This is a genomic window from Arthrobacter sp. L77 (genome assembly GCF_000816565.1).
GTDB lineage: Bacteria > Actinomycetota > Actinomycetes > Actinomycetales > Micrococcaceae > Arthrobacter_D > Arthrobacter_D antioxidans.
This window is the reverse complement of the sequence record NZ_JWSU01000004.1, coordinates 24,180-37,095: the sequence shown is the minus strand read 5'-3', so window position 1 is coordinate 37,095 and position 12,916 is coordinate 24,180. Positions and strand designations below refer to the sequence as shown.

Genomic DNA, 12,916 nt, shown 5'->3' with positions numbered 1-12,916 from the left:
GGATTCGCACCATGGCTTCAATCACCCTCAACCACCTCGTCAAGAAATACGGCGACGGGTTCCCTGCCGTCAACGACATCAGCATCGACATCGCGGATGGCGAGTTCATCATCCTCGTGGGTCCGTCCGGCTGCGGGAAGTCCACGCTGCTGCGCATGATCGTGGGCCTGGAGGACATCACGGAGGGCGACCTCCTGATCGACGGGCAACGCGTGAACGACAAGGCGCCCCGCGACCGCAACCTGGCGATGGTGTTCCAGAACTACGCCCTGTACCCGCACCTGACGGTGTACGAGAACATCGCGTTCCCCCTGCGCCTGGCCAAGGGCAAGCACTCGGAGGAGCAGGTGAACAAGCTCGTCACGGAGGCCGCGGCCACCCTGGAACTCACCGACCACCTGCAGCGCAAGCCCGCGAACCTCTCCGGCGGCCAGCGGCAGCGCGTCGCGATGGGCCGGGCGATCGTGCGGCAGGCGGACGCGTTCCTCTTCGACGAGCCGCTGTCCAACCTGGATGCCAAGCTCCGCGGCCAGATGCGGTCCGAGATCTCGCAGATGCAGCGGCGCCTCGGCGTCACATCGGTCTACGTCACCCACGACCAGACCGAGGCCATGACCCTGGGCGACCGCGTGGCCGTCCTGAAGAAGGGCGAGCTGCAGCAGATCGCCTCGCCGCGTGAGCTGTACGAGCAGCCGCGGAACCTGTTCGTCGCCGGCTTCATCGGCTCCCCGTCCATGAACTTCCTGCCGGCCACCCTGGAGGGCACCACCCTCAAGACCGCCATCGGGGACCTCGAGATCCCGCAGGAGAAGGCCCAGAAGGCGGCGGGCAAGAAGGTGGTCCTCGTGGGTGTCCGGCCCGAGTTCTTCGAGGACGCGAAGCTGGTGGAGGACACCAAGAGGCCCCACGGCTCCACCTTCGCGGCAACCCTGACGCACACCGAATGGCTCGGCAACGAGCAGTACGGCTACATCAACTTCGATCCGGCACCCGAGATGCGGGAACTGCTCAACGGCCTCGCCCGGGACATGGACGCCGACGAGCTGCGTCCGCAGGTCGTCGTCACCCTCGACGCCTCGAGCCGTATCCGGGGCGGGCGCGAGTCGGAGCTCTGGGTGGACACCCGGAAGCTCCACCTTTTCGACGCCGAATCCGGGGAGAACCTGACGCGCGACGCCGAGGCCGGCGGCGCCCTGACCCGTGAGGCCGCCGAGGAGCGTGCCGAGGAGATCGCGGCCGCCCAGCAGGCCGACGGCCGGGCGGACTCCAGTGGTTTCGGGGGCGGCGGCAACGGGGCCGGCGGGAACACCGCGACCGTCGCAGCATTGGCAACAAGGGAATCGGGTTTAAAAGCGTCAACGAGCTCAGCGTNGCCGGACCGGCGGCGCGACGGCGGCCGGCGGCAAGCACGCCGCAGGCTGACAGGACCACCGCCCGCACGGCGCACCCTCGCGTGACGCAGCAGGACCGGCCCCCGGAAGGGTGCCGGTCCTGCTGTGTAGTCTGGCCCTATGGTCGAACACGACGGCGCCGCCCAGGTCACCGCCATCAGCACCGGGTACGTCTTCGAGGGGCCCACGCTGCACCTCGGGGCCGCACTCGTGGACGGCACCCTCCACACCGCCGCGCAGGTCCGCCTCCCCCTCGCCATGATGAACCGGCACGGACTGATCTCCGGCGCCACGGGGACCGGCAAGACGGTGACCCTGCAGATACTCGCCGAGCAGCTCTCCGCGCAGGGCGTCCCCGTCTTCCTGTCCGACATCAAGGGCGACCTCACCGGTCTCACGGCGCCCGGGACCGCGTCGGACCGGCTGGCGACGCGCACGGCGAGCGTGGGCCAGGACTGGACGCCGAGGGCCTTCCCCGTCGAGTTCCTGTCCCTCGGAGGGGACGGCGCCGGCGTCCCCGTCCGGGCCTCCATCTCCTCCTTCGGGCCCCTCCTCCTCAGCCGCGTCCTGGACCTGAACGAGACGCAGGAGTCGAGCCTGCAGCTGGTGTTCCACTACGCGGACAGGAACGGCCTGGAACTGCACGACCTGGCGGATCTCCGCGCCGTCATCGGCTTCCTCACCTCGGAGGACGGCAGGGAGGCGCTGGAGTCGCTCGGCGGGCTGTCGAAGGCGACGGCCGGCGTCATCCTCCGCGAGCTGGTCACGCTCGAGGCCCAGGGCCTGGGGGGCTTCTTCGGAGAGCCCGAGTTCGACACCGCCGATCTCCTCAGGACCGCGCCGGACGGCCGGGGCGTCATCACGGCACTGGAGCTCGTCACCGTCCAGCAGAAACCGCGCCTCTTCTCCACCTTCCTCATGTGGCTGCTCGCGGACCTGTTCGCCGAGCTCCCCGAGGTGGGCGACGTCGACAAGCCCCGCCTCGTGTTCTTCCTCGACGAGGCGCACCTGCTCTTCAACGGATCGTCGAAGGCCTTCCGGGAAGCCATCCAGTCCACGGTGCGGCTCATCCGGTCCAAGGGCGTCGGCATCTTCTTCGTCACCCAGACGCCGAAGGACATCCCGGGGGACGTCCTCGGGCAGCTGGCCAACCGGATCCAGCACGCCCAGCGCGCCTTCACGCCCGACGACGCGAAGGCCCTCCGCGCCACCGTCTCGACCTTCCCCGTGAGCCCCTACGATCTCGAGGAGGTGCTGACGTCGGCCGGCATCGGCGAGGCCGTCGTCACGGTCATGAACGAGCGGGGCGCGCCCACCCCGGTCGCCTGGACGCGCCTGCGCTCCCCCGAATCGGTGATGGGCCGGGCCCCGGAGGGCACCGTCCCCGCCGTCGTCGCGGGCTCCCCGCTCCTGCCCCGCTACCGCGAGGCGATCGACAGCCACTCCGCGTCCGAGAAGCTGGCCGGGCGCCCCTCCTCCCGGACCGCCGCAGCACCGCCGCCCGGCTCCGCGCCCCCTGCCCCGCTCCCGGCGCCGGGCGCCTCGCGGGAGGAACGGGACGCGGAGGCGCGCCGCATCGAGGAGGACATCCTCGGCATCCCGTCCCGCCCCGCGGGACGGGCGCCTGCACAGGACCACGCGCAGGACCACGCGCAGGGCACCGGCGGGTCGGCCGGCCGCCGCGGGCCCGACCGGAGCGAGGTGACCGACCTGGCGCTGAAGGCGGCCGGTGTCATCGGCAAGGAACTGGCGCGCGGGCTCTTCGGGACCAGGCGCCGCGCACGGCGGTGGTACTGACGCCATGCGCCGTCGTCCTGCCCCGCACCGATCATGCTGATCGAGATCATCAGTTCCACCCTCACCGTGCTGGGGCTGGTGCTGATCGTCGCCGCGCTCGTCGTCCGCATCGTGTACGGCTCGTGGACCAGGACGCAGGCCATCACGTTCGAGCACGAGGGGCACCCCTACCTGCGCTGGCACGACCACCGGTTCCGCATCGTCGAAGCCCTGTGGTCCAGTGGGTCGCGCCCACGGCGCAGCCGGACGCCGCACCCGCCGCCGCTGCCGCCGGGTGAGGACGTCGCCATCTTCTACCAGGCCCGGCACCCCACGCACTGGTCGTTCGAGGAGCCCTATCGCGGGGTGCGCCGGATCGCGGCCGTCGGGCTCGTGTGCGCCGTGATCGGGACCGTCCTGGGCTTCCTGCCCGGCTGATCGGACCCACCCGGTAACGTGGGACCGTGCACACCACCCCGGTCAAGAAGGTCCTCGCAGCGTGGCTGCTCGGTCTCGTGCTCGTGGGCGCGGCCTTCGTGGCCACCGTCTCCTTCATGAACGGGCGGCTCTACAGCCCCGAACACCAGGTGGACCTGTACCTCGAAGCGCTGCGTGACGGCGACGGCGGGGAGGCCCTGGGCCTGCTCAACGCGTCGGTGCCGGAGGGGTCCAATCCCGCCCTGCTGGACGGCGACGCCCTCCGCCGCGCGAGTGCGCCCGTGGAGGATGTCGAGGTCGGCGAGGCGCGGGAATCGGGGGCCGACCGCGTCGAGGTTCCCGTGACCTACACCCTCGACGGCGCGGAGACCACGACGGTCTTCCCGCTCCGCCGCATCGACACCGAGTGGGGTTTCTTCAACGTCTGGCGGTTCGAGGAGTCCGTGCTGCCCACCGTGCAGGTGACGGTCGGGAACAGCGTGGAGGCCACGGTGAACGGTGTGGACGTCGGCCTCCCCGACGGCACCGCCGGACTGGCCACCTTCTACCCGGCAGCCATCACCGCACAGTACGACGGGCAGTTCTTCGCCGCCCCCGAACAGCACGCCGTCGTCACGAGCAGGGAGCCGCCGCCTCCCCTGGCCCTCACCACGGAGGCGACGCCGGAACTCACCCGGGCGGTCGACGACGAACTGCGGGCCTTCCTCGACGGGTGCGCCAGGCAGACCGTCTTCCAGCCCACCAACTGCCCCTTCAACTACGTGACGAACGAACGCCTGGCCGGGGACATCGCCTGGTCCATCGGGGAGTACCCCGCCGTCAGCATCACCGCGGACGGCGGCGAGTGGCTCCTGGCACCGCTGCGGGGCTCCGCGCGGATCGACACGCAGCTGCGGGACTTCTTCTCCGGGGCGGTCCGGGGCGTCTCCGAGACGGTCCCGTTCGAGTTCGAGGCCGATCTCACGGTGACCGGGGACGAGGTCACCGTGACGCCCGTCGTCCGCTACTAGCCCGCCCCGGCCTGCGTCAGGGGATGAGCTTCTCGGCGCGGTAGCGCTCGAACAGGTCCGTGAAGGCGTCGAGGGTCCGCCGGTATCCGGTGAAGCCGGCCACCCGGCTCTTGCCCATGTCGGTGACCACCTCGATCCCGCGCCCCAGGTCGCTGTCCGTATGCCACCAGGAGGCCATGCGATCCAGCCGGGGTTCCGCCAGGCCGTGGCGCGCGGCGAGGTCCGCCCACTGGTCCTGCCGCCCGGCCATCGCCTGCTCCAGCGGCCTCGGCGCGCCGTCGTAGCCCTCCCAGTCCACCCCGAAGTGGGCGGCGAGCTGCGGCCACATCCAGCGCCACCGGAACACGTCGCCGTTCACGATGTTGAACGCCTCGTCGGCGCCCGCAGGGGTCGTCGACGCCCACAGCATGTGCTCCGCGAGCAGGCCCGCGTCCGTCATGTCGGTCAGCCCGTTCCACTGCGTCTCCGAGCCGGGGAACACGAAGGGCTCGCCCGCGTCCCTGCACAGTGCCGCCTGCGTGGCGAGCGTGAGGCCCATGTTCATCGCATTGCCGACGGCGTGGCCGATCACGGTGTGCGCGCGGTGCACGGACCAGGTGAAGCCCTGGTCCGCCGCCGCGGCGAACAGTTCGTCCTCCTGGGCGTAGTAGAAGTTGCGGACCGGCAGGCGCGGCTCCTCCTCGTGGAACGGCGTGTCCGCCATCTCGCCCGCCGCATAGGCCTCGAACGGGCCGAGGTAGTGCTTGAGCCCGGTCATGAGTGCCACGTGGGCCACGTCCTTGCCGCGCAGGGCGGCGAGCAGGTCACGCAGCATGCCGGCGTTGACCTCGATGTTCTCCTCCTCGGTGTCCCTGCGGGACCAGGCGGTGAAGAAGACGTGCGTGGGACGCTCCGGCGCGAGGACCGTGGCGAGCGCCTCGGCAGAGGTCAGGTCGGCGGACAGCCAGCGCACGTCCTCCCGCGCGGCGCCGGGCCGGCGGGACAGCGCCAGCACGGGCCACCCGTCGGCGAGGAGCTTCTCGACGAGCGCCGATCCGGCGATGCCGGTCGCCCCCACCACGAGGGCTGTCCCTGGGGTGGTGCCTGCTGGTCGGTCGTCGGTCGTCATGGTGCGCTCCTCGTCGTGATGCTGCCGGCGGAGTGCCGGCACGGTGTGGGGGTGGGGGGCGGCGTCGGGCACGACCCGCTCGTCGGCACACCCGTGCCGGGCCCCGAATCGGATGGAGTGCCGGTCGTCCGCGCCGGGACCGGGTGCGTCCCCGGAGGGACGCACCACCGGGTCCGGACGCCCGGCGCGGCGGCATGCCCTACGGGAGGATCAGTCGAGTCCCCGCAGGTCCAGGGTCAGGCTCGTCTCGCCGTCGGCCGAGAGCGTGACGGGGATCCCCCAGTCCTGCTGGTACAGGTGGCATGCGGCGTGGTCGGGGATCTCGCCGCCCGGCTCGCCGTCGCAGGACGCGGCGCGGGCGGTGATGTGCAGGACGCCGCCGTCGGCGTCCGGGGAGAGCACGAGCTCGCGGGTCAGGCCCGTGGACGTGCCGCCGCCCGAGACGAGGAGCGATTCCGGCGAGGCACTGATCTTCAGCTGCGTGGGGTCGCCCCAGCGGTCGTCCAGCTTCTGGCCCTTCGGCGCGGTGAAGCGCACGGTGAGGCCCACCGGGCCCGCGGACATCGGCGTGGTGGGCCGCTGGGTCCGGGAGGCTCCCTCGTCCACGGCGAGGGCCTCCTTGGGCAGCGGGACCCGGACCAGCTGGTGCCGGTTGGTCTCGACGACGATCAGCAGCGGGTCCCCGCCGTCGGCCACGGGCGTCAGGTCCACGAGGACGTCGGACGGCTCGGACAGGCCGCGGAGCAGCGTCGAGACCTGGCGGGTCGCGGGGTCGTACCGGCGGACGGCGCCGTTGTAGGTGTCGGCGATGGCGATGGATCCGTCGGGGAGCGCGGTGACGCCGAGGGGGTGCTGCAGCCGCGCCTGACCGGCGTCGCCGTCACGGAAGCCGAAGTCGAACAGGCCGGTCCCGACGGCGGTCTGGACCTGCACGCGGCGGCTGCCGTCGACCTCGAGGAAGGACAGGATCCGCACGGAGGAGGTCTCCGAATCGGCGATCCAGATGCTGCCGTTCGCGTCCTCCGCGAGGCCCGAGGACTGCGCGAACCACGCGGCCGACGCATCGCCGTCGAGCAGTCCCTCCAGGCCCGTCCCGGCGAGGATGTCCACGGCGTGGGTGCGGGGGTCGTAGGTGAAGATCTGGTGCGTGCCGGCCATGGCGACCACCACGCGGTCCAGGACCGTCGAGTGGAGCACGTCCCAGGGCGAGGACAGCGACACGTTCAGCGCGTCGGTGCCGAGCTCCGTCTCCGTGAGGCGCGGCGCCTCGCTCTCCGCGTCCACCTCGAAGGCGTTCTCCTGCAGCCCGGTCTTCGAGTGGTTGCCGGCGTCGAGCAGGCGCTGGGTGCCGTTGCCCGCGAGCGTGCGCACCGCGCCCGTGGCGAGGTGCACGCCACGCAGGCGGTGGTTCACGGAGTCGGCGACGACGACGTCGTACCCGACCTCCGCGGCGAGCCCGGCGGGCAGCAGGGCGAGCCCCTGCGGCTCGTTGAACTCCGCATCGTCGGCACCGCCGTCGCGGAAGCCCTTCGTGCCGGAGCCGATGGTGCGGCGCACCGTGACGAGGTCCGCCTCGAGCTCCACGAGCCGGTGGTGGCCGGTGTCGCCGGCGAGGAAGGTGCCGGTGGCGGGCAGCGCGAGGAGCTTGCCGGGGAATTTCAGGTCACCCGCGGTGCTCTCCGCCGGGACGTAGGGGCCGTCGCCGCGGTGCAGCGTGCCCTTGGCCTCGTGCTCGGCGACGAGCTCGTCGACGAGGGACGTGAGGCCCGCGGCGTGGCCCTCACCGGAGAGGTGGGCCACGATGTAGCCCTCCGGGTCGATCACGACGAGCGTGGGCCATGCGCGGGCCGTGTAGGCCTGCCACGTGGTCAGCTCCGGGTCGTCGAGGACGGGGTGGTGGATGTCGTAGCGTTCGACGGCGGCGGCCAGTGCGTCGGGGTCCGCCTCGTGCTCGAACTTCGGTGAGTGCACGCCGACCGTCACCAGGACGTCGGAGTGCTGCTCCTCGAGCGGGCGGAGCTCGTCGAGGACGTGCAGGCAGTTGATGCAGCAGAAGGTCCAGAAATCGAGAATGACGATTTTTCCGCGGAGGTCCTCGAGCTGCAGCTGCCTGCCGCCGGTGTTGAGCCAGTTACGGCCGGTCAGGGCTGAGCCGCGCACGCGGTAGTCGGCGCGGGTGCGCATGGTGGTCTCGGTCATTCATCGTCTCCTGCGGTGGTGGTCACCCGCGCCGTGGGCTGCCGGCCTGCACGGGCGGGTCCGGCGTCGCGCGCGGCGAGGTCGGCGAACATGCTGTTGTAAGCCGCGAGGTCGGCGTCGTTATTCCTGTCCGCGGCGCGGTCCTTGCGCTTCGTCTCCCGCGCGTCCGAACGTGACCACACGATTGCGACGCCGATCGCGAGCAGCAGCGTGGGGATCTCGCCCACGCCCCACGTCACGGCGCCACCCACCTGCTGGTCGGCGAGGGCCGAGGGCCCCCACTCGCGGCCCATGTTGCCGAACCAGGAGGCCTCGAGCAGTGACGTCGAGCCCATGAGGGTCACGCCGAAGAAGGCGTGGAAGGCCATGGTCGCGAACAGGAGCAGCAGCCGCATGGGGTAGGGGGCGCGGAACGGGACGGGGTCCGAGCCGATCATGGACAGCACGAAGATGTAGCCGGTAATCAGGAAGTGGGTGATCATCAGTTCGTGGCCCACGTGCTCGCGCAGCGCGAAGCCGAACAGCGGCGAGTAGTAGAACACGATGATGGACGCCACGAAGTTGCCGGCCGCGACGAGCGGGTGCGTGATGATCCGCGACGGCCAGGAGTGCACGATCACGAGGATCCACTCCCGGATGCCGCGCGTGCCGTCCCGCCGGGCGCTGAGCGCCTTGAGCGCGAGCGTGACGGGCGCACCGAGGACGAGGAACAGCGGCACCACCATCGTCAGGGCCATGTGGTCCACCATGTGCGCGCTGAAGAGCACCATGCCGTAGACGGCGGGGGCGCCGGAGGTGAAGTAGGTGAGGAGCACAAGGCCCGTCAGCCAGCTCATGAGCTTCAGCGGTGACCAGGAGTCGCCGCGGCGGTGCAGCTTCACGACGCCCAGGACGTAGGCGACGGCGAAGGTCGCCGCCACCGCGATCCACAGCCAGTCGGGGCGCCACTCGGTGAGCCAGCGGGCCGCGGTGGGCTCGGGCGGGAGATCGTATCCGGTCAGGATCCGCGCCGGGCCGGCCTCGGTGGGCAGTTCCTCGGAGCGGGGCGGCGCCGTGCGCCCGAGGGCCCCGGCGACGCCCATCACGGCGCTCATGATGAGGAGTTCGACGATGATGAGCTGCCACAGGACGCGGCGCGCGGACATCCTCGACGCGGCGGTCCCGGAGGGGGCCTCGAGCTGCGGGATGATCCACTGCCGGTGCATCCAGCCGATCCCGCCGAGCAGGATCGTGGCGATGGTCTTGAACGTGACGAGCAGCCCCCACGGGGAGCTGAGCTGGCCGAGGTCGGAGATCCGGAGGCCGGCGTTCACCACGCCGGAGGCGACCACGAGGATGAACGCGAAGCCGGCCAGCGCGGAGAAGCGCTTGAGGACCGGGAGGGTCTGCTCGCCGAGCGTGCCGCCCACCACGGCGAGGGCGATGATCCCGCCGACCCACAGGCAGACACCCACCAGGTGCAGGGCGATCGAGTTCACCGCGGCGTTGTGGTCGTTCCCGCTGGCGGAGTGGCCGATCAGGGCCATGGGCAGCAGGTTCAGGAGGGCGAGCACCAGGGTCAGGGCCAGCCCGGTCTGCGACCGCACGCCGAACAGGAGGGTTGCCAGGACGGCCGAGACGATGGACGTCACGAGCCAGGCGCGTCCGGTGGAGAAATCGGTGAGGAAGGCGGCGAGCCCCTGCGTGTAGGCGGGGTCGGTGCTGAGCGGCAGTCCTGCCGCGTCCGAGTAGGTGAAGATCATGACGCCGAGCGCACCGAGCGTCCAGGCCACGGCGGAGACGGCGGCGAGCAGCATCACACGCGAGAAGGCGGGGTGCTCGGCGGCGGTCTCCGCGGGCTTCCGGCCCCTCGGGCCGATACGGCGCGGGAGCATGACGACGGCGAAGACGAGGGCGCCGATGGTCGCTGCGGCGGCCGTGTTGTTGAGCACCTTGGCGACCGGCAGGCCCCATCGGGTCAGGGCGCCGGGGTCTCCGAGCTGCCGCGCGGCGGCCGCCCCCGTGTAGAGCAGGGCGACGGCGAGGGCGCCGAGGACGACGACGCCGGCCAGGACCAGCCAGCCTGTCCCGACTGCACGCTCGGGGGAAGAAGCGGCGGCAGTCTCCCGGGGTTGCTTCACAGTGGTCGGCACGTACACCATTCTCTACCCCGAGTAGAAATAGGGCCAATCTCCGGCGGGTCCGTGGCGGGCCCCGAACGGGCCCGGCAACGCCAGGGGACCGCCGCCTGGTGGCAACGGTCCCCTGGGGTCGGTCAGTCCTGGGACTACTTGGCGGAAGCCTTCAGCTTCGAGCCGGCGGTCAGCTTGACGCTGTGGCCGGCGGCGATCTGGATGGTCTCGCCGGTCTGCGGGTTGCGGCCCGTGCGGGCTGCGCGGCTGGTGCGCTCGACGGCGAGCCATCCGGGGATGGTGATCTTCTCGTCCTTGGCGATGGACTCGGAGAAGACGTCGAACAGCGCATCGAGGACGCTGTTGACGGCAGCCTGGCTGGTGTCAGCCTTCGCGGCTACCTCTGCGACAAGTTCACTACGGTTCTTAGCCAATTTTTGTCCTCCTGGACGTCACTCATCTGGAAGAGCTTTTCGCGGTATTCGAAAAGCCTCTGTCCGAAAACTTACCAGCTTGGACGCCCCGACCCGCGTGTTCACGCGGCTTTGCGGCGGAAACACGGCTGTGTCGAGGCCGTTTTCCGGGCGTCCGGCCCCGATCGGGGCACCATCGCGAAGAAGCCGCCACCCGAGGGGTGGCGGCTTCTTCGGTTACCGCGTGAGGCGGCGGGTGATGCGGTGGGGCGTTGCGCCCCGGGGGCTGACTACCAGCTCGACTTGGTCACGCCGGGCAGCTCGCCCCGGTGCGCCATGTCCCGGAAGCGGACACGCGAGATGCCGAACTTCTGGAGCGTGCCACGGGGGCGGCCGTCGATCTGGTCGCGGTTGCGCAGGCGCACCGGCGAGGCGTTGCGGGGAAGCTTCTGCAGGCCGAGGCGTGCGGCTTCGCGTGCTTCGTCGGTGGCGTTCTCGTCGACGAGGGTCTTCTTGAGCTCGAGGCGCTTGGCCGCGTAGCGCTCCACGATGACCTTGCGCTGCTCGTTGCGAGCAATCTTTGACTTCTTGGCCATGGTTTAGCGCTCCTCTCGGAATTCGACGTGCTTGCGGATCTTGGGGTCGTACTTCATCAGGACCATGCGGTCCGGATCGTTACGACGGTTCTTGCGCGTCACATAGGTGTAGCCCGTCCCTGCGGTGGACTTCAGCTTGATGATCGGACGTACGTCCTTGTCCTTGGCCATTAGAGCTTCACTCCCCTCGCGAGGATGGACGCGACGACCGCATCGATGCCGCGCACGTCGATGGTCTTGATACCGCGGGCCGAGACCTGCAGCGTCACGTTGCGGCGCAGGGAAGGCACGTAGTAGCGCTTCTTCTGAATGTTGGGATCGAACCGGCGCTTGTTACGGCGGTGCGAGTGCGAAATGCTGTGTCCAAAGCCGGGCTCGGCTCCGGTCACTTGGCAGTGGGCTGCCATAACTCTCCTCCAGATTAGATGAACGTGACGGAATCACTTGTTGGGCGTCCCGCCACCAGTAATGACACCGTTATTACTGCAGCTTTCCGGAGGTTGACCTGGCAGGGTGAGAACCTGCCGAAGCGCCTCGCCGCGGGGAAGACGGTGAAGTTCAGGCGGGGCGCGGCCTTGCGGCCGGCACAGCCTTGAATTCTAGGTAGTCGCGGGTCGCTGGGCAAATTCCTCCCGTCCGTGGACGGGCGTCATCAGCCACAGCCAAACGCCCTACCATCCTACCGGCAGGATCAGGCGTGGCCAAAACGGGTCAGTCGTCGATCAGCCCGTCCCGGCCGACGACGGCGGGCTCGTCCGGACCGGCACCGAGGCGGTCCCCGTCGACGACGGCGTCCGAATCCACGATCGCATGCCGCACGACCGCCCCGGCCTTCACCCGCACCCGGTTCAGGAGGACGGAATCCTCCACGACCGCCCCGGCCTCGACCGTCGTCCCGGAGCCGACGACGCTCCGGCGGACCGTGCCGAACACCCGCGCCCCGGGGGCGATCAGCGAGCTCCCGACGACGGCGCCGTCGCCGACGAACGCCGGGACCAGTTCCGAGGGCTCGGTGAGGATGGGCCAGTCCGGGTCCGCGAGGTCGAGGCCCTCGCCGTCCACGAGGTCCAGGTGGGCGCGGAGGTAGTTGGTGGGCGTCCCGAGGTCGCGCCAGTACCCCTCGAGCCGGTGCTCGACGACGGAACCCTGCGTCACCAGGTGGGGCACGAGGTGGTGTCCGTAGTCACCCAGGTCGTCATGGGCGTCCTCCAGGTGCTCGAGGGCGTCGAGGAGGGTCGAGGCCGTGTACAGGAAGATCTCGGTCGTGACGATGCGCGTCCGGGGCTCCTCCGGCTTGTACGCGAAGTCGGTCACCCGGCCGTCGTCGTCCACGACCACGACGCCGTGGGCGGAGGCGTCGCCGTCGAAGTCCACGGTGACCACCGTGAGTGCGGCCTCGCGGTCGAGGTGCGTGGCGACGACGTCGCGGTAGTCGAGCCGGTAGAGGTGGTCCGAGCTGAGGACGAGCACCAGGTCCGGCGCGAAATCACGGATGGACGCGGCCTGACGGAGCAGGCCGTCGGCGTTGCCCTCGGCGAACCCCTCCCCCGCTCCCCCACTGAACGGGGGCAGCACCAGCAGCCCGCCGCGCGTGCGGTCGAGATCCCAGGGGCGGCCGTTGCGGAGGTGGTCGTTGATCGTCTTCGGCTGGTACTGCTCCATGACCCACACGTCGGAGATGCCGCTGTGGTGCAGGTTGGACAGCGGGATGTCGATCAGCCGGAAGCTGCCGCCGACGGGCATGACGGGCTTGGCCCGGTGCTCGGTGAGCGCCCCGAGGCGCCCTCCCGCTCCGCCGGCGAGCACGATCGCGAGGATGCGCGGCTGCTGCCGGGCCTTCGTCTGCTGGTCCATGGGCCGTCCTGTCCTGGTCG

General features: G+C 70.5%; 11 protein-coding genes and 1 pseudogene. 4 read left to right on the top strand and 8 right to left on the bottom strand.

The window, feature by feature from the left end:
* Window positions 1-11: 11 nt before the first annotated feature.
* The 4 genes and pseudogenes from RY94_RS02750 to RY94_RS02735 form a co-directional block, all read left to right on the top strand.
* Window positions 12-1,256 (top strand): annotated as a pseudogene (locus RY94_RS02750) (ABC transporter ATP-binding protein); the annotation flags it as partial.
* 255 nt (window positions 1,257-1,511) lie between these two features.
* Window positions 1,512-3,188: a helicase HerA-like domain-containing protein gene (locus RY94_RS02745; protein ID WP_043441587.1), complete on the top strand. Its 1,677-nt coding sequence runs from the start codon at window positions 1,512-1,514 to the stop codon at window positions 3,186-3,188.
* Between the two features lie 33 nt (window positions 3,189-3,221).
* A complete protein-coding gene (locus RY94_RS02740; protein ID WP_043441584.1) occupies window positions 3,222-3,605 on the top strand; it encodes a hypothetical protein in 384 nt (127 codons plus the stop codon).
* A gap of 26 nt (window positions 3,606-3,631) precedes the next feature.
* Window positions 3,632-4,615, top strand: a complete 984-nt coding sequence (locus RY94_RS02735) for a hypothetical protein (protein ID WP_043441581.1) — start codon at window positions 3,632-3,634, stop codon at window positions 4,613-4,615.
* Window positions 4,616-4,631: 16 nt separating this feature from the next.
* Here RY94_RS02735 and RY94_RS02730 read toward each other — a convergent pair whose 3' ends face one another.
* The 8 genes from RY94_RS02730 to RY94_RS02695 form a co-directional block, all read right to left on the bottom strand.
* Complete coding sequence (locus RY94_RS02730; RefSeq protein WP_043443361.1) at window positions 4,632-5,723, bottom strand: SDR family oxidoreductase; 1,092 nt, start codon at window positions 5,721-5,723, stop codon at window positions 4,632-4,634.
* 210 nt (window positions 5,724-5,933) lie between these two features.
* Complete coding sequence (locus tag RY94_RS02725; protein ID WP_043441579.1) at window positions 5,934-7,922, bottom strand: NHL domain-containing thioredoxin family protein; 1,989 nt, start codon at window positions 7,920-7,922, stop codon at window positions 5,934-5,936.
* On the bottom strand, window positions 7,919-10,054 hold the full coding sequence (locus RY94_RS02720; protein ID WP_442853431.1) for a cytochrome c oxidase assembly protein: 2,136 nt from the start codon (window positions 10,052-10,054) through the stop codon (window positions 7,919-7,921). The genes RY94_RS02725 and RY94_RS02720 overlap by 4 nt, the downstream gene beginning before the upstream one ends.
* Before the next feature lie 134 nt (window positions 10,055-10,188).
* Window positions 10,189-10,467: an HU family DNA-binding protein gene (locus RY94_RS02715; protein ID WP_043441577.1), complete on the bottom strand. Its 279-nt coding sequence runs from the start codon at window positions 10,465-10,467 to the stop codon at window positions 10,189-10,191.
* A 269-nt stretch (window positions 10,468-10,736) separates the two neighbouring features.
* Complete coding sequence (gene rpsN, locus RY94_RS02710) at window positions 10,737-11,042, bottom strand: 30S ribosomal protein S14 (RefSeq protein ID WP_026545363.1); 306 nt, start codon at window positions 11,040-11,042, stop codon at window positions 10,737-10,739.
* A gap of 3 nt (window positions 11,043-11,045) precedes the next feature.
* Window positions 11,046-11,213 (bottom strand): 50S ribosomal protein L33, encoded by a 168-nt coding sequence (rpmG, locus tag RY94_RS02705; RefSeq protein WP_019481734.1) that lies wholly within the window; start codon window positions 11,211-11,213, stop codon window positions 11,046-11,048.
* The gene (rpmB, locus tag RY94_RS02700; RefSeq protein ID WP_043441573.1) at window positions 11,213-11,449 is read right to left on the bottom strand and encodes a 50S ribosomal protein L28; all 237 of its coding nucleotides are present in this window, start codon (window positions 11,447-11,449) and stop codon (window positions 11,213-11,215) included. Before rpmB ends, rpmG begins: the two co-directional genes overlap by 1 nt.
* 304 nt (window positions 11,450-11,753) lie before the next feature.
* The gene (locus RY94_RS02695; protein ID WP_043441571.1) at window positions 11,754-12,896 is read right to left on the bottom strand and encodes a glucose-1-phosphate adenylyltransferase family protein; all 1,143 of its coding nucleotides are present in this window, start codon (window positions 12,894-12,896) and stop codon (window positions 11,754-11,756) included.
* Window positions 12,897-12,916 lie beyond the last annotated feature (20 nt).